13 protein-coding genes are annotated in these 16,548 nt (G+C 64.5%); 12 read left to right on the top strand and 1 reads right to left on the bottom strand.

Annotated elements, in window-relative coordinates; translation table 11 throughout:
* Positions 1-6: 6 nt before the first annotated feature.
* The 11 genes from mraY (at position 7) to lpxC (ending at position 12,761) form a co-directional block, all read left to right on the top strand.
* Complete coding sequence (gene mraY / locus B9Z01_RS24830) at positions 7-1,176, top strand: phospho-N-acetylmuramoyl-pentapeptide-transferase (protein ID WP_085487939.1); 1,170 nt, start codon at positions 7-9, stop codon at positions 1,174-1,176.
* 23 nt (positions 1,177-1,199) lie between these two features.
* Positions 1,200-2,711, top strand: a complete 1,512-nt coding sequence (murD, locus tag B9Z01_RS24825) for a UDP-N-acetylmuramoyl-L-alanine--D-glutamate ligase (protein WP_085487937.1) — start codon at positions 1,200-1,202, stop codon at positions 2,709-2,711.
* Positions 2,708-3,973, top strand: coding sequence for a putative lipid II flippase FtsW (gene ftsW / locus B9Z01_RS24820; RefSeq protein ID WP_085487935.1), 1,266 nt, complete (start codon positions 2,708-2,710; stop codon positions 3,971-3,973). Before murD ends, ftsW begins: the two co-directional genes overlap by 4 nt.
* Complete coding sequence (murG, locus tag B9Z01_RS24815) at positions 3,970-5,088, top strand: undecaprenyldiphospho-muramoylpentapeptide beta-N-acetylglucosaminyltransferase (protein WP_085487933.1); 1,119 nt, start codon at positions 3,970-3,972, stop codon at positions 5,086-5,088. Before ftsW ends, murG begins: the two co-directional genes overlap by 4 nt.
* Positions 5,085-6,488, top strand: a complete 1,404-nt coding sequence (gene murC, locus B9Z01_RS24810; protein WP_085487931.1) for a UDP-N-acetylmuramate--L-alanine ligase — start codon at positions 5,085-5,087, stop codon at positions 6,486-6,488. The genes murG and murC overlap by 4 nt, the downstream gene beginning before the upstream one ends.
* A gap of 1 nt (position 6,489) precedes the next feature.
* A complete protein-coding gene (locus B9Z01_RS24805) occupies positions 6,490-7,443 on the top strand; it encodes a D-alanine--D-alanine ligase (protein WP_085487929.1) in 954 nt (317 codons plus the stop codon).
* 24 nt (positions 7,444-7,467) lie between these two features.
* Positions 7,468-8,220: a cell division protein FtsQ/DivIB gene (locus tag B9Z01_RS24800; protein ID WP_085487927.1), complete on the top strand. Its 753-nt coding sequence runs from the start codon at positions 7,468-7,470 to the stop codon at positions 8,218-8,220.
* Between the two features lie 27 nt (positions 8,221-8,247).
* On the top strand, positions 8,248-9,480 hold the full coding sequence (gene ftsA / locus B9Z01_RS24795) for a cell division protein FtsA (protein ID WP_085487925.1): 1,233 nt from the start codon (positions 8,248-8,250) through the stop codon (positions 9,478-9,480).
* 117 nt (positions 9,481-9,597) lie between these two features.
* A complete protein-coding gene (gene ftsZ / locus B9Z01_RS24790) occupies positions 9,598-10,800 on the top strand; it encodes a cell division protein FtsZ (protein ID WP_085487923.1) in 1,203 nt (400 codons plus the stop codon).
* Positions 10,801-11,051: 251 nt separating this feature from the next.
* Entirely contained in the window at positions 11,052-11,555 is a 504-nt protein-coding gene (locus B9Z01_RS24785) for a peroxiredoxin (protein ID WP_085487921.1), read from the top strand.
* Positions 11,556-11,843: 288 nt separating this feature from the next.
* A complete protein-coding gene (gene lpxC, locus B9Z01_RS24780; RefSeq protein WP_085487919.1) occupies positions 11,844-12,761 on the top strand; it encodes a UDP-3-O-acyl-N-acetylglucosamine deacetylase in 918 nt (305 codons plus the stop codon).
* 97 nt (positions 12,762-12,858) lie between these two features.
* On the opposite strand, the gene B9Z01_RS24775 is transcribed toward lpxC, so the two are convergent.
* Positions 12,859-13,341, bottom strand: a complete 483-nt coding sequence (locus tag B9Z01_RS24775) for a DciA family protein (RefSeq protein ID WP_085487918.1) — start codon at positions 13,339-13,341, stop codon at positions 12,859-12,861.
* 290 nt (positions 13,342-13,631) lie between these two features.
* Here B9Z01_RS24775 and secA point away from each other — a divergent pair, with 290 nt between their 5' ends.
* Positions 13,632-16,448 carry a preprotein translocase subunit SecA gene (gene secA / locus B9Z01_RS24770; RefSeq protein WP_085487994.1) on the top strand — a complete coding sequence of 939 codons (2,817 nt, stop codon included), beginning with the start codon at positions 13,632-13,634 and terminating at the stop codon, positions 16,446-16,448.
* The last annotated feature ends 100 nt before the right edge of the window (positions 16,449-16,548 follow it).

Here is a 16,548-nt window from a genome sequence, read left to right as displayed (position 1 = left end):
CCAAGCATGCTACTGGCGCTGGCGCAATGGCTGCAGAATGACGCAAGCTTCTTGCGCGTGTTCAGTTATCTGACGTTCCGCGCGGTGATGGCGACCATCACCGCGCTGCTGATCGGGCTCGTCTGCGGCCCGGCGGTGATTCGCAAGCTGACCGCGATGAAGGTCGGCCAACCGGTGCGCAAGATCGGCCCGCAATCGCACGCGGTGAAGTCGGGCACGCCGACGATGGGCGGCGTGCTGATTCTGCTCGGCATCGCTGTGGCGACGCTGCTGTGGGCCGATCTGACCAACCGCTTCATCTGGATCGTGATACTCGTCACGTTCGGCTTCGGCGTGATCGGCTGGGTCGACGATTACCGCAAGGTCGTCCACAAGGACCCGCGCGGCATGTCCTCGCGCGAGAAGTATTTCTGGCAGTCGGTGATCGGCCTGTTCGCGGCGGTCTATCTCGCGTTCAGCGTGTCCGAGGCGAGCAACGTGCGCGTGTTCGACCTGTTCATGGCGTGGGTGCGCAGCGGCCTTTCGATGGGGCTGCCCGCGCGCGCCGACCTGCTGGTGCCGTTCTTCAAGTCGATCACCTATCCGCTCGGCGTCTGGGGCTTCATCGTGCTCACGTATCTCGTGATCGTCGGTGCGAGCAATGCCGTGAATCTCACCGATGGCCTCGACGGTCTCGTCATCATGCCGGTCGTGCTGGTCGGCGCGTCGCTCGGGGTGTTCGCGTATGTGATGGGCAGCTCGGTCTATTCGAAGTACCTGCTGTTTCCGCACATTCCCGGCGCGGGTGAACTGCTGATCTTCTGTTCGGCGATGGGCGGCGCGGGCCTCGCGTTCCTCTGGTTCAACACGCATCCGGCGCAGATGTTCATGGGCGACGTCGGCGCGCTCGCGCTCGGCGGCGCGCTCGGCACGGTCGCGGTGATCGTGCGCCAGGAAATCGTGCTCTTCATCATGGGCGGCATTTTCGTGGCGGAAACGCTCTCCGTGATGCTGCAGGTCGCGTGGTTCAAATACACGAAGCGCCGTTTCGGAGAAGGGCGGCGTTTCTTCAAGATGGCGCCGCTGCATCACCATTTCGAATTGTCGGGTTGGAAGGAAACGCAGGTGGTCGTGCGTTTCTGGATCATCACGCTGATGTTGTGCCTATTCGGTTTGTCCACTCTCAAATTGCGTTAAGCAGCAGGTAAAGGAAGCAGGCGATGTTCGGCGAGAAGTTTCGGGATCGGCAAAAGCCGATGGTGCTCGTGCTAGGACTGGGTGAATCCGGTCTCGCGATGGCGCGCTGGTGCGCCAGGCACGGCTGTCGGCTGCGCGTGGCCGATACGCGCGAGGCGCCGCCGAACCTGTCCGCGCTCGAAGCGCACGGTGTCGACGCCGATTTCGTCGGCGGCCCGTTTTCGCCGGTGCTGCTCGAAGGCATCGAACTCGTCGCGATCAGCCCAGGGCTGTCGCCGCTCGCCGCCGATCTGCTGCCGCTGATCTCGGCGGCGCGCGAGCAGGGCATTCCGGTATGGGGCGAACTCGAACTGTTCGCGCAGGCACTGCGTACGCTCGGCGAAAGCGGTTACGCGCCGAAGGTGATCGCGATCACCGGCACCAACGGCAAGACCACGACGACGAGCCTGGCTGGCCTGCTGTGCGAACGCGCGGGCAAGAAGGTCGCGGTCGCGGGCAACATCAGCCCGTCGCTGCTCGACAAGCTGAGCGAGGCGATCGATCACACCGCCTTGCCCGACGTGTGGGTGCTCGAATTGTCGAGCTTCCAGCTCGAAACTTCGCACACGTTTACGCCCGACGCGGCGGCGGTGCTCAACATCACGCAGGATCACCTGGACTGGCACGGCGGTCTCGATGCCTATGCGGCCGCGAAGGGCCGCATCTTCGGTACACAGACCGTGCGCGTGCTGAACCGCGACGACGCGCGCGTGATGGCGCTCGCACCCGCAAGCGATGAGGCCGAGATCGTGACGTTCGGCGTGACCGAGCCGAGCAACGACGGCGACTACGGTTTGCTGCGCGACAACGGCATGGTGTGGCTGGTCGTCGCGCACGACCGTGACGCGAGCGACGAACCCGTATCGAAGCGCCGTCGCAAGAACGAAGCGGCCGCCACGCCGGACATCGCGTTGAAGCGCCTGATGCCCGCCGACGCGCTGCGCATTCGCGGTCTGCACAACGCCGCGAACGCGCTGGCCGCGTACGCGCTTGCGCGCGCGATCGGCTTGCCGGGCGCGCCGTTGCTGCACGGCCTGCGCGAATATCACGGCGAGCCGCATCGCGTGGAGTTGATTGCGTCGATCGACGGCATCGACTATGTGGACGACAGCAAGGGCACCAACGTCGGCGCCACGGTGGCCGCGCTCGACGGTCTTGCGCAGCGCGTGGTGCTGATTGCGGGCGGCGACGGCAAGGGCCAGGATTTCGAGCCGCTCGCCGCGCCGGTCACGCGCTGGTGCCGCGCCGTGATGCTGATCGGCCGCGACGCGCCGCAGATTCGGGCCGCGCTCGAACATAGCGGCATCGCCATGACCGATCACGCGACGCTCGAAGAAGCGACGCGCGCGGCCACCGCGCTCGCGCAGCCGGGCGACGCGGTGCTGCTCTCGCCCGCGTGCGCGAGCTTCGACATGTTCAAGGGTTACGCACACCGTGCCGCGGTATTTCGCAGCACGGTGGAAGACATCGCGGCCGAACGGGGGACGATGATATGAGCTGGTCGGAACGTTTCGGCTCGCGCGAAGCAGCCGGCAGTGGCGGCGCCGCGGCGCGCACGTCCAGCCGCACGGGCGGCAGTGGTCTCGCGAGCGCGGTCAACGGCGTGCGTCCGCTGCGCTCGCGCATGCTCGACTACGATCACTCGCTGCTGTGGGTCGTCGTTGCGCTGCTCGGGCTCGGCGTCGTGATGGTGTACTCGGCGTCGATCGCGATGCCCGATTCGCCGAAATACGCGTCCTACCGCGACTACGCGTTTCTCGTGCGCCAGATCATCTTCGTCGTGATGGGCGCGGTGGTCGGCGTCGTGTCGTTCCGCGTGCCGATCTCGACGTGGGACAAGTACGCGCCCAAGCTCTTCCTGCTTTCGCTCGCCGCGCTCGTGATCGTGCTGATTCCGCACGTCGGCAAGGGTGTGAACGGCGCGCGCCGCTGGATTCCGCTCGGCATCACGAACATGCAGCCGTCGGAAATCATGAAGCTCGCGGTGACGATCTACGCGGCGAACTACACGGTGCGCAAACAGGAGTACATGCACAGCTTCGCCAAGGGCTTTTTGCCGATGGCGGTCGCGGTCGGCCTCGTCGGCGCGTTGCTGCTGCTCGAGCCGGACATGGGCGCGTTCATGGTGATCGCGGCGATCGCGATGGGCGTGCTGTTCCTCGGCGGCGTGAACGGCAAGCTGTTCGGCGGCCTCGTCGCTACTGCGGTGGGCACGTTCAGTTTGCTCGTGTGGGCGTCGCCGTGGCGTCGCGAGCGGATCTTCGCGTACCTCGATCCGTGGGACGACCGCTACGCGCAGGGCAAGGCGTATCAGTTGACGCACTCGCTGATTGCGTTCGGGCGCGGCGAGTGGTTCGGCGTGGGGCTCGGCGGCAGCGTCGAGAAGCTCAACTATCTGCCGGAAGCGCATACCGACTTCATCCTCGCGGTGATCGGCGAGGAACTCGGTTTCGTCGGCGTGCTGGTCGTGATCCTGATGTTCTACTGGATCGTGCGCCGCTCGTTCGAGATCGGCCGTCAGGCGCTCGCGCTCGACCGCACGTTCGCAGGTCTCGTCGCGAAGGGCGTGGGCATCTGGTTCGGCGCGCAGACCTTCATCAACATGGGTGTGAACCTCGGGCTTCTGCCGACCAAAGGTCTCACGCTGCCGCTCGTGAGCTATGGCGGCTCGGGCATTTTGCTGAACTGCGTGGCGATTGCGGTGTTGATGCGGGTGGACTATGAAAATCGTGTGTTGATGCGTGGAGGGAAGGTATGACCGCTCTCCACCAACGCACGCTGATGGTGATGGCCGGCGGCACCGGGGGACACGTGTTCCCCGGGCTCGCGGTCGCGCACCTGATGCAGGCGTGGGGCTGGAAAGTGGTGTGGCTCGGCAACCCCGCGGGCATGGAGGCGACGCTCGTACCGAAGCACGGCATTCCGATGGAGTACGTGCGCTTTGGCGGCGTGCGCGGCAAGGGTCTCAAGACCAAGCTGATGCTGCCGCTCAATCTGCTGCGCGCGTGCACGCAGAGCCTGAGCGTGCTGCGTCGCGTGAGGCCCGACGTCGTGCTCGGCATGGGCGGTTACATCACGTTCCCGGCCGGTCTGATGACCGCGCTGAGCGGCCGGCCGCTCGTGCTGCACGAACAGAATTCGATCGCGGGTCTCGCGAACAAGGTGCTCGCGAAGCTCGCCAAACGCGTGCTCGTTGCGTTTCCGAATGCGCTGCCGCACGGCGAATGGACCGGCAATCCGATTCGAGAGGAACTTGCGCGCGCGAATGCACCCAAAGAACGCTACGCGCAACGCAGCGGAGCGCTGAACGTGCTGGTCGTGGGCGGCAGTCTCGGCGCGGCGGCATTGAATGAAGTAGTGCCGCGCGCGGTCGCGTTGCTTGGCTCCAACGAGAGGCCGCGCATCGTGCATCAGGCAGGCGCAAAGCATATCGATGCGCTGCGCGAGAACTATGCCGCGGCGGGCCTGCAAACCGGCGCCGAGGTCACGCTCGTGCCGTTCATCGATGATATGACGAGCGCCTACGAAGCAGCCGATCTCGTGATCTGCCGCTCGGGTGCGATGACCGTGTCGGAGATTTCGGCGGTCGGCGTCGCGGCGCTGTTCGTGCCGTTCCCGTATGCGGTGGACGATCACCAGACCACTAACGCAGCGTTTCTCGCCGACAACGGCGCGGCGCTGGTCGTGCAACAACGCGATCTGTCGGCGGAAAAACTCGCCGACTGGTTGCGCAGCCAGACGCGGGAAAGTCTCGCGGAGATGGCGGAGCGTTCGCGCTCGCTCGCGAAACCCGACGCCACGGAACAGGTCGCGCAGATCTGCGCGACCGTGGCGGGTTCGACGGCGGGCGCAAGCCCAGAAGGAAAGCAATGAAACACATCGTCAAACACATTCATTTTGTCGGCATCGGCGGTGTCGGCATGAGCGGCATCGCCGAGGTGCTCGTCAACCTCGGCTATCAGGTGAGCGGCTCGGACCTGTCGGGCAACGCGGTCACGGAGCGCCTCGCCGCGCTCGGCGCGCGCATCTCGATCGGGCACGCGGCGGAGAACATCGAAGGCGCGAACGCGGTGGTCGTCTCGACCGCCGTGCGCAGCGACAACCCGGAAGTGCTGGCCGCGCGTCATCGCCGCATTCCGATCGTGCCGCGCGCGGTGATGCTCGCGGAGCTGATGCGCCTGAAGCAGGGCATCGCGATTGCCGGCACGCACGGCAAGACCACGACCACGTCGCTCGTCGCGAGCGTGCTGGCCGCGGGCGGGCTCGATCCGACTTTCGTGATCGGCGGGCGGCTGATTAGCGCGGGCGCGAATGCGCGCCTCGGCACGGGCGACTTCATCGTCGCCGAGGCGGACGAGTCGGACGCGTCGTTCCTGAACCTGTTCCCGGTGATCGAAGTCATCACGAACATCGACGCCGATCACATGGACACCTACGGCCACGACTTCGCGCGCCTGAAGCAGGCGTTCATCGAGTTCACGCACCGTCTGCCGTTCTACGGCATCGCGGTGCTGTGCGTCGACGATCCGAACGTGAAGGAGATCCTGCCGTTCGTCTCGAAGCCGATCATCCGCTACGGTTTCGCGCCCGATGCGCAGGTGCGCGCGGTCAACGTCGAAGCGCGCGAGGGTCGCATGCATTTCACCGCGATGCGCGAAGACGCGGCGCCGCTCGACATCGTGCTGAACCTGCCGGGAGAGCACAACGTGCAGAACGCGCTGGCCGCCATTGCAATTGCGACTGAACTCGAAGTGAAAGATGCCGATATCCAGCGAGCGCTCGCGGATTTCAACGGCGTCGGCCGCCGTTTCCAACGCTACGGCGAAGTGCCGGTCGTGAGCGATGGCAAGGCCGCGGGCGCCTACACGCTGGTGGACGACTACGGTCACCATCCGGTCGAAATGGCCGCTACGGTGGCGGCGGCGCGCGGTGCGTTCCCCGGCCGGCGTCTCGTGCTGGCGTTCCAGCCGCACCGCTTCACGCGCACGCGCGATTGCTTCGAGGATTTCGTGAAGGTGCTGTCGACCGTCGACGCGCTCGTGCTGACCGAAGTCTATGCGGCCGGTGAAGCGCCGATCGTCGCAGCGGATGGCCGCGCCTTGGCGCGCGCGTTGCGCGTCGCGGGCAAGGTCGAGCCGGTGTTCGTCGAGACGGTGGATGAAGTGCCGGACGCGCTGTCGGCAGTGGTGCGCGACGGCGATGTGGTGATTACGATGGGCGCGGGTTCGATCGGCGGTGTGCCGGGTCGCCTCGCCCAGGAAACGAAGGTGTGAGATGAGCAGTACTAATTCAGATCAACTCGCCAAACAATTCGGCAAGGTGGCAGTGCTGCTCGGCGGAAACTCCGCCGAGCGCGAGGTGTCGCTCAATTCAGGGCGGCTCGTGTTGCAGGGCCTGCGCGACGCCGGCGTCGACGCGCATCCGTTCGATCCGGCCGAGCGTCCGCTCGCCGCGTTGAAAGACGAAGGCTTCGTGCGCGCGTTCAACGCGCTGCATGGCGGTTACGGCGAGAACGGCCAGATTCAGGGCGCGCTCGATTTCTACGGCATTCGCTACACCGGTAGCGGTGTGCTCGGCTCGGCGCTCGGTCTCGACAAGTTCCGCACCAAGCTCGTGTGGCAGCAGCTCGGCATTCCGACGCCGCCGTTCGAAGCGGTGCTGCGCGGCGACGACTACGAAGCGCGTGCCAAAGAGATCGTCGCGAAGCTCGGTCTGCCGCTCTTCGTGAAGCCCGCGAGCGAAGGGTCGAGCGTTGCCGTCATCAAGGTGAAGAGCGCCGATGCATTGCCGGCGGCGTTGATCGAAGCCGTGAAGTACGACCGCATCGTCGTGGTCGAGAAGAGCATCGAAGGCGGCGGCGAGTACACCGCGTGCATCGCCGGCAAGCTGGACCTGCCGGTGATCCGCATCGTGCCGGCCGGCGAGTTCTACGACTACCACGCGAAGTACATCGCCGACGACACGCAGTATCTGATTCCGTGCGGTCTCGGCGCTGAAGAGGAATCGCGCCTGAAGGTGCTCGCGCGCCGCGCGTTCGACGTGCTCGGCTGCACCGACTGGGGCCGCGCGGACTTCATGCTCGACAGCGCAGGCAATCCGTACTTTCTCGAAGTGAATACGGCGCCTGGGATGACCGATCACTCGCTGCCGCCGAAGGCGGCGCGCGCAGTCGGCATCAGCTATCAGGAACTGGTTGTCGGCGTGTTGGCGCTGACGCTGCAGGACTAACCGGGGCAACCCAAAAGCAACACCATGTGGAACAACGTTCGCCAGCTCAATCTCGCCACCAATGCGCTGCACGCGTTGCTGGTGCTCGTGCTGCTGGCGGCGGGCGGTTACTGGCTGATCCAGCGCCCGAATTTCGCGCTGCGCGAAATCCAGATCGGCGGCGACACCGAGCACATCAATTCGCCGACGGTGCGCGCCGGTGTAGTGGGGCGGTTGAAGGGCAACTTTTTCACGGTCGATCTCGACGTCGCGCGTCAGGCGTTCGAGCAGATGCCGTGGGTGCGGCACGCGAGCGTGCGGCGCGTCTGGCCGAATGCGCTGGCTGTCACGCTCGAGGAGTACAAGCCGCTTGGGACGTGGGGCAGCGATCAGCTCGTGAGCGTCGACGGTGAGCTGTTCACCGCGAATCAGGGCGAGCTCGACGACGACCTGCCCGCGTTCGACGGCCCGGACGGTACGGCAAAAGAAGTCGTCGCGCGTTATCACGACTTCCAGAAGTGGTTCGCGCCGCTCAATGCGACGCCCGAGGAAGTGACGCTGTCGCCGCGTTATGCGTGGACGGTGAAGCTCTCCAACGGCATGCAGGTGGAACTTGGGCGCGAGCGCAATCAGGAAACGCTCGCCGATCGCAGCAGGCGTCTGACCGCGGCATGGAGCGCGGTGACGCAACGTTGGGGGAAGGATATCGAGTATGCGGACTTGCGCTATCCGAACGGTTTCGCGATTCGTGCCGCTGGCATGCGCTTCATCAGCGAACCCGACAAGGGCAAGAAGTAAACGGACATCACACGCAATGAGCACGCTATGAGTAAAGACTATAAGGATCTGCTGGTCGCCCTCGACATCGGGACGTCGAAGGTCGTGGCCATCGTCGCCGAGTTGAAGGGCGAAGGCCACTACGAGGTGATCGGTCTCGGCCAGAGCGAGTCGAAGGGGCTCAAGAAAGGCGTGGTGGTGAATATCGAAGCCACCGTGCAGTCGATTCAGCGCGCGCTCGAGGAAGCCGAGCTGATGGCCGACTGCAAGATCACGAACGTGTTTACCGGGATCGCCGGAAGCCATATCCGCAGCTTCAATTCGAGCGGCATGGTGGCGATCAAGGAGAAGGAAGTCACGCAGGCGGACGTCGCGCGCGTGATCGAAACGGCGAAGGCTATCAACATCCCGACCGATCAGCAGGTGCTGCATATCCTCACGCAGGAATTCATCATCGACGGTCAGGAGGATGTGCGCGAGCCGATCGGCATGAGCGGCATCCGCCTCGAAGTGAAGGTGCATATCGTCACCGGCGCGGTGAGCGCGGCGCAGAACATCGTCAAGTGCGTGCGCCGCTGCGGCCTCGAAGTGAACGACCTGATCCTGCAGCCGCTCGCGTCGTCGCTCGCGGTGCTGACGGAAGACGAAAAGGAACTGGGCGTGGTGCTGGTCGATATCGGCGGCGGCACGACTGATATCGCGATTTTCAGCGAAGGCGCGATCCGTCACACGGCGGTGATTCCGATCGCCGGTGACCAGATCACGAGCGACATCGCGATGGCGCTGCGCACGCCGACGCCGGATGCCGAAGACATCAAGGTCGACTACGGCATCGCGAAGCAGGCGCTCGCCGATCCGGACGAGATGATCGAAGTGCCCGGTCTCGGCGAGCGCGGTCCGCGCACGCTGTCGCGCCAGGCGCTGGCGGCGGTGGTCGAGCCGCGCGTCGAAGAACTGTTTTCGCTCGTGCAGCAGGTGGTGCGCGAGTCGGGTTACGAAGAGCTGCTGAGTTCGGGCGTGGTGCTGACCGGCGGGGCGTCGATGATGCTCGGCATGGTCGAGCTCGGCGAAGACATTTTCCTGAAACCGGTGCGCATCGGCGTACCGGAATACGCGGGCGGTCTCGCCGACGTGGTGCGCAACCCGCGCTACTCGACGGCGATGGGCCTGCTCGTCGAAGGACGCTCGCAGCGCATGCGCGGGCGCAAGGTTGCGGTGCAGTCGGGGTCGATGGGACAGGTGTTCTCGCGCATGAAGGACTGGTTCCTCGGCAACTTCTGATGACAGGTTTCGAGTAATTCGCGCTGGTGCCGGCGGCCGGCGCGCGACAGGAGGTTGCCCGATCTCCTGCCGGATAACGGCCGAGTGGCGGTACTTTTTTATCTTGACGGAGGCAACATGGAATTCCAGATGCTGGAAACCGAAACGAACGGCACCATCATCAAGGTCGTCGGAGTCGGTGGCGCTGGCGGCAATGCCGTTCAGCACATGATCAACAAAGGCGTGCAAGGCGTCGACTTCATCGTGATGAACACGGACGCGCAGGCGTTGTCGCGTTCGCGCGCCACCGCGGTGATCCAGCTCGGCAACACGGGTCTGGGCGCAGGCGCCAAGCCGGAAATGGGCCGCGCCGCCGCTGAAGAAGCGCGCGAGCGCATCGCCGACGCACTGCGCGGCGCGCACATGGTGTTCATCACCGCAGGCATGGGTGGCGGCACCGGCACGGGCGCGGCACCGGTCGTTGCGCAGATCGCGAAGGAAATGGGCATTCTGACCGTTGGCGTCGTGAGCAAGCCGTTCGAATTCGAAGGCGGCAAGCGCATGCGCGTGGCGGAAGCCGGTTCGCAGCAACTGGAGGATCACGTCGACTCGCTGATCGTCGTGCTGAACGACAAGCTGTTCGAGGTGATGGGCGACGACGCCGAGATGGACAAGTGCTTCCAGTGCGCTGACGACGTTCTGAACAATGCGGTCGCGGGCATCGCGGAAATCATCAACGTCGACGGTCTCGTGAACGTCGACTTCGAAGACGTGAAGACCGTGATGGGCGAGCAGGGCAAGGCGATGATGGGCACGGCGACGGTCGCCGGCGTCGATCGCGCGCGCCTCGCCGCCGAGCAGGCCGTTGCGAGCCCGCTGCTGGAAGGCGTCGATCTGTCGGGCGCGCGCGGCGTGCTGGTCAACATCACGTCGAGCCGCTCGCTGCGTCTGTCGGAAACGCGCGAAGTGATGAACACGATCAAGAGCTATGCTGCGGAAGACGCCACGGTGATCTTCGGCGCCGTGTACGACGATGCCATGGGTGACGCGCTGCGCGTGACGGTCGTCGCGACGGGCCTCGGCCGTGCAGCGAAGAAGCAGCAGTCGGCACCGATGACGCTGCTGCGCACCGGCACCGACAACCAGCCGATCGGTGCAATGCAGCATGCTGCATACACGCCGGCGGCATCGCATGCGAGCACGGCCGACTACGGCGCGCTGGATACGCCGGCAGTGTGGCGCACCTCGCGCGACACCGCGGCATCGCACGTGCAGGCGCTGCAGGAAAAGGGCGTCGACACGTACGACATTCCGGCGTTCCTGCGCAAGCAGGCGGACTGAGCGCACGGGCAGGCTTTCGTTGCCGCGCTGTGTCGAACAGCGCTGGCGGACGAATGCACGAGCGTGGCGGGTGAACGGCAAAGAGGTCGCGTATCGTCTGATTCGCGGCAGGGGCAACTGCCCTCTGCGGATTCGCGAAGCGGACAAGGCGACTGCCGCTGGACGGCTGAGCCTATAGCTGGGCTCATGCTGGATTTCACTGCGACACGACGACGTGCGAGCGTGCTTCGCATCGATGCAAAGGACTGAGCATGATTCAGGCAGGTGACAAGCTGCCCGACGCGACGCTCTTCGAGTTTGTCGAAGACGAGCGGGCGGGCTGCACGATCGGACCGAACAGTTTCGACGTGCGCGGACAGACGGCGGGCAAGCGTGTGGTGATCTTCGGATTGCCGGGCGCATTCACGCCGACCTGTTCGGCCAAACATGTACCGGGTTATGTCGAGCACGCCGAGCGGTTGCGCGCTGCCGGCATCGACGAGATCTGGTGCGTGTCCGTCAACGACGCGTTCGTGATGGGCGCGTGGGGACGCGATCTGCACGCCTCGGGCAAGGTGCGCATGATGGCGGACGGCAGTGCGGCTTTCACACGGGCGCTCGGTCTGGAGCAGGATCTGTCGGCGCGCGGCATGGGAATCCGTTCCCAGCGCTACGCGATGGTGGTCGACGACGGCGTGGTCAAGACGCTGAACGTCGAAGCTGCCGGCAAATTTGAAGTCAGCGATGCAGCGAGTATTCTCGCTACGTTGAGCTAGTTGCTGGCGTCGCACCTTCGCCGCGGGCTTGCGCGCATATGCCGCGTGGCACTATGGCAACGGTGATTGCGACGCTTTTGTGACAGGCCGTTACGCGGGCCGATGACCGGAAACGCCTCCGTTCCGGGGCATCGGCCCGTCACGCTTTCCCTCGCGGCGCCCACGGGGTAACGCAGCGAAACAGATTGATACGTTCCCTGAAACGACGCGCCCCAGGGTATTGGAGTATAATTCGGGCTATGAAATAAAAAGTCCCGATTGGGATTTTCAATCGAATAGAAGATCACCATGTTGAAGCAGCGCACAATCAAATCGATCGTCAAGACTGTCGGCATCGGCCTGCACTCCGGCCGCAAAGTCGACCTGACGCTCCGTCCGGCGGCGCCGGACACTGGCATCGTGTTTTCGCGCGTGGATTTGCCCACGCCGGTGGACATTCCTGCGTCGGCGATGGCGATTGGCGATACGCGTCTGGCTTCCGTGTTGCAGAAAGACGGCGCGCGCGTATCGACGGTCGAGCATCTCATGTCCGCCTGTGCCGGTCTTGGCATCGACAACCTTTACGTTGACGTCACCGCCGAAGAAATTCCGATCATGGACGGCAGCGCGGGTTCGTTCGTGTTCCTGATCCAGTCGGCTGGAATCGAAGAGCAGAACGCCGCGAAGAAATTCATCAAGGTTACGAAGCCGGTCGAAATTCGCGACGGCGACAAGTTCGCGCGCCTCGATCCGTACTTCGGCTTCAAGCTCAAGTTCACGATCGACTTCCGTCATCCGGCGGTCGATAAAACCGGCCAGGCGCTCGAAGTGGATTTCGCCAACACGTCGTACGTGCGCGAAATCGCGCGCGCCCGCACGTTCGGCTTTGCGCATGAAGTGGAAATGATGCGCGAACTCGGCCTCGCGCGTGGCGGCAGCATGGACAACGCGATCGTGCTCGACGAGTACCGCATCCTCAACAACGACGGCCTGCGTTACGACGACGAGTTCGTGAAGCACAAGATGCTCGACGCGATCGGCGACCTGTATGTGGTCGGCCATCCGTTGCTGGCGTCGTACACCGCGTACAAATCGGGCCACGGTCTGAACAATGCGCTGCTGCGCGAGTTACTCGCGCACGAAGATGCGTACGAAATCGTTACTTTCGACGACACGCAGAAAGCACCGCGCGGTTTCGCGTACGAAACGCAGACGGCGTTCGCATAACGCCAGCGGGCGGCCTCGTTTGCTCGAGGCTTGCGCATGAAAAAACGGCCCATCGGGCCGTTTTTTTCGTCCAGCGTTTTAGCGGCTGGCGGGCGGGTCAGCGCTTGCGCCGATGCCGGGCCGCCATGCGCGCCAGCGCCTCCTGCAGCGGCGACGGCGCGAGCGATTCGCTGAGCGCCTGCAATGCGTCCGCGCCGGCCGGCGTCATGCGCGCCTGCTTGACCGGTGGCGGCTCCTTGGCCGGCTGCGGCCGCACGCGAATCTTCAGCGCATGAACGGGCCAACCGCGCTGCTGCAAATCCGACAACAGCCGCGGTTCGAGATGCCGCAACCGCGCCGCGAGCGCGTTGTGCCCGGCAAAGAGGGCCAGCACACCTTCCTTGATGAAGCCTGGCTCGACGCTCGTCGCCAGATAATCGGGCAGCAGCTCGCGCAAATCCTTTTCGAGCGCGGCGATCTGCTCGACGCCCGCGCGCAGCGCCGCGAACGCGTCCGTGCGGCCCAGCACCTCGGTGAGAGGTTGTGGGCGGCGCGGATCGAACTGCCTCGGCGGCCTTGAAAAGGACGGAAAACGGCTCATGTTTGAAGTTAAAGGCGTGAGCGCGCACCATGCGCGTTTACGCCGTGATTGTACCGCGCGGGCACCTCGCGGATCCGGCCTGCGACGAGTCGCCGGAGGTTGCCGGGCGGGCCTCGAAGGGCCCGTGCCGTCGCACCGCCGACACAAGCGCAGCCGGACGCGCGTGCTAGAATGCCCGATTCGAATTCACTCTTGGACCAAGCGGCCGAGGCCCTACCGACCCAGGCGCGTGCGTGCCCGAATCGCACGCCGCAAGCCAGCCGAAGCCGCGACGCAGACACCCCGATCCGATGACCACCGGTTTTCTACAGAAGATTTTTGGCAGCCGCAATCAGCGGCTAGTCAAGCAATATCAAAAGACCGTCGCGGCGATCAATGCGCTCGAACCGCAGATCGAGCAATTGACGGATGAGCAACTGCGCGCCAAAACGGGTGAATTCCGCCAGCGCGTCGCGAGCGGCGAGTCGCTCGACAAGCTTCTGCCCGAGGCGTTTGCGGTGTGCCGCGAGGCCAGCAAGCGGGTGCTCAAGATGCGCCACTTCGACGTGCAGCTGATCGGCGGTATGGCGCTGCACTACGGCAAGATCGGCGAAATGCGCACCGGTGAGGGCAAGACGCTCGTCGCGACGCTGCCGGTGTACCTGAACGCGCTGTCGGGGCGCGGCGTGCACGTGGTCACGGTCAACGACTACCTCGCCCAGCGCGACGCCGAATGGATGGCGCGCCTCTACAACTTCCTCGGTCTGTCGGTCGGTATCAACCTGTCGCAGATGGAGCACACGGCGAAGCAGGAAGCCTACGCCGCCGACATCACCTACGGCACCAACAACGAATTCGGCTTCGACTACCTGCGCGACAACATGGTCTACGAGACCGAGGCGCGCGTGCAGCGCAGCCTGAATTTCGCGGTCGTCGACGAGGTCGACTCGATCCTGATCGACGAAGCGCGTACCCCGCTCATCATCTCCGGCCAGGCCGAAGATCACACCGAACTCTACGTGCGCATGAACGCGCTGCCGCCGCTGCTCGAACGCCAGATCGGCGAGGAGAAGGCGGACGGCACCGGCGTCGAGAAGCCGGGCGACTACACGCTCGACGAAAAAGGCCGCCAGGTGTTCCTGACCGAATCGGGCCACGAAAAGGCCGAGCGTCTGCTCGCCGAGTGGGGTCTGATCGGCGACGGCGAAAGCCTGTACGCGCCGCAGAACATCACGCTGATGCACCACGTGTACGCGGCGTTGCGCGCGCACACGCTGTTCTTCAAGGATCAGCACTACGTCGTGCAGAACGGCGAAGTCATCATCGTCGACGAATTCACTGGCCGTCTGATGGCCGGCCGCCGCTGGTCGGACGGTCTGCACCAGGCGGTCGAGGCGAAGGAGCACGTGAAGATCCAGAGCGAGAACCAGACGCTCGCATCGATCACGTTCCAGAACTATTTCCGCATGTATGCGAAGCTGGCCGGCATGACCGGCACGGCCGACACCGAAGCGTACGAATTCAACGAGATCTACGGTCTCGAGACGGTCGTGATCCCGACCAACCGGCCGCCCAAGCGGATCGACAAGCAGGATCAGATCTACAAGACCGCGAAGGAGCGTTACGACGCAGTCATTCGCGACATTCGCGAGTGCTTCGAGCGCAGTCAACCGGTGCTGGTCGGCACGACGTCGATCGAGAACTCGGAGCTGCTGTCGCATCTGCTCAAGCAGGCCGGGCTGCCGCACGAAGTGCTGAACGCGAAGCAGCACGCGCGCGAAGCGGCGATCGTTGCCGAAGCGGGTCGTCCGCAGCGCATTACGATCGCCACCAACATGGCCGGCCGCGGTACGGACATCGTGCTCGGCGGCAATGCGGAAAAGCAGGCGTCGTTCATCGAGCAGGACGAAACGCTCGCCGACGACGAGAAACAGCGCCGCATCCAGAAGCTGCACGACGAATGGCAGGCGCTGCACGATCAGGTGAAGGCCGCGGGCGGCCTGCACATCATCGGCACCGAGCGTCACGAGTCGCGCCGTATCGACAACCAGCTGCGCGGCCGTGCCGGCCGTCAGGGCGACCCGGGTTCGTCGCGCTTCTACCTGTCGCTCGAAGATCCGCTGCTGCGCATTTTCGCGGGCGACCGCGTGCGCGCGATCATGGATCGCCTGAAGATGCCGGAAGGCGAGGCGATCGAAGCGGGCATCGTGTCGCGCTCGATCGAATCGGCGCAGCGCAAGGTCGAGGCGCGCAACTTCGATATTCGTAAGCAATTGCTCGAATACGACGATGTGTCGAACGATCAGCGCAAGGTGATCTATCAGCAGCGCAATGAATTGCTCGAAGCGAACGACATCACCGAGACCATTGGCGCGATGCGTCATGGCGTGATCGCCGACATCGTGCACCAGTTCGTGCCGGTCGGCAGCATCGAGGAGCAGTGGGACGTACCTGAACTCGAGGAAGTGCTGCGCAACGAATGGCAGCTCGATCTCGCGATTCAGGAAATGATCAACGAGTCGAACTCGATCAACGCGGAAGAAATTCTCGAAGCGGTCGAGGCCGCCTCGGACGAAGCGTACGAGGCGAAGGTCCAGCTGGTCGGCCGCGAATCGTTCAGCGCGTTCGAGCGCTCGATCATGCTGCAGACGCTCGACCGCGCGTGGCGCGAACATCTGGCCGCGCTCGACCATCTGCGTCAGGGCATCCATCTGCGCGGCTATGCGCAGAAGAATCCGAAGCAGGAATACAAGCGCGAGGCGTTCGAGCTGTTCGCCGCGATGCTCGACGCCGTGAAACTCGAAGTCACGCGCATCGTGATGAACGTGCAGATCCAGTCGCCGGAGCAGCTCGAAGCCGCCGCGGAGCAGCTCGAAGAGCAGGGCGGTCATCTTGAAAACGTCGAGTTCCGCCATGCCGAATTTGCGGAAGCCGGCGCTGCCGCGCCCGTCGCAGCCGAAGCGGCAACCGCCGCGATGATCGGCGACGCGATGAGCCACGGTCACAGCGCAACGCCACAGGCAGCAATGCACGTGAATACCGACAACGTGCCGAAGGTCGGCCGCAACGACCCGTGCCCGTGCGGCAGCGGCAAGAAGTACAAGCAGTGCCACGGCAAGATCGCGTAATGTAGATGCGGCGCGCCATCGGGCGCGCCGCATCGTCGCTGTGCCGTTTGTTGTGTCGTTCGCCGTTTCGTTCGCCGTTTCGTTTTTACGCGCAGCTTTG

It is taken from the genome of Paraburkholderia susongensis, from assembly GCF_900177725.1.
Lineage (GTDB): Bacteria > Pseudomonadota > Gammaproteobacteria > Burkholderiales > Burkholderiaceae > Paraburkholderia > Paraburkholderia susongensis.
This window is presented reverse-complemented; position numbering and strand designations above follow the sequence as displayed.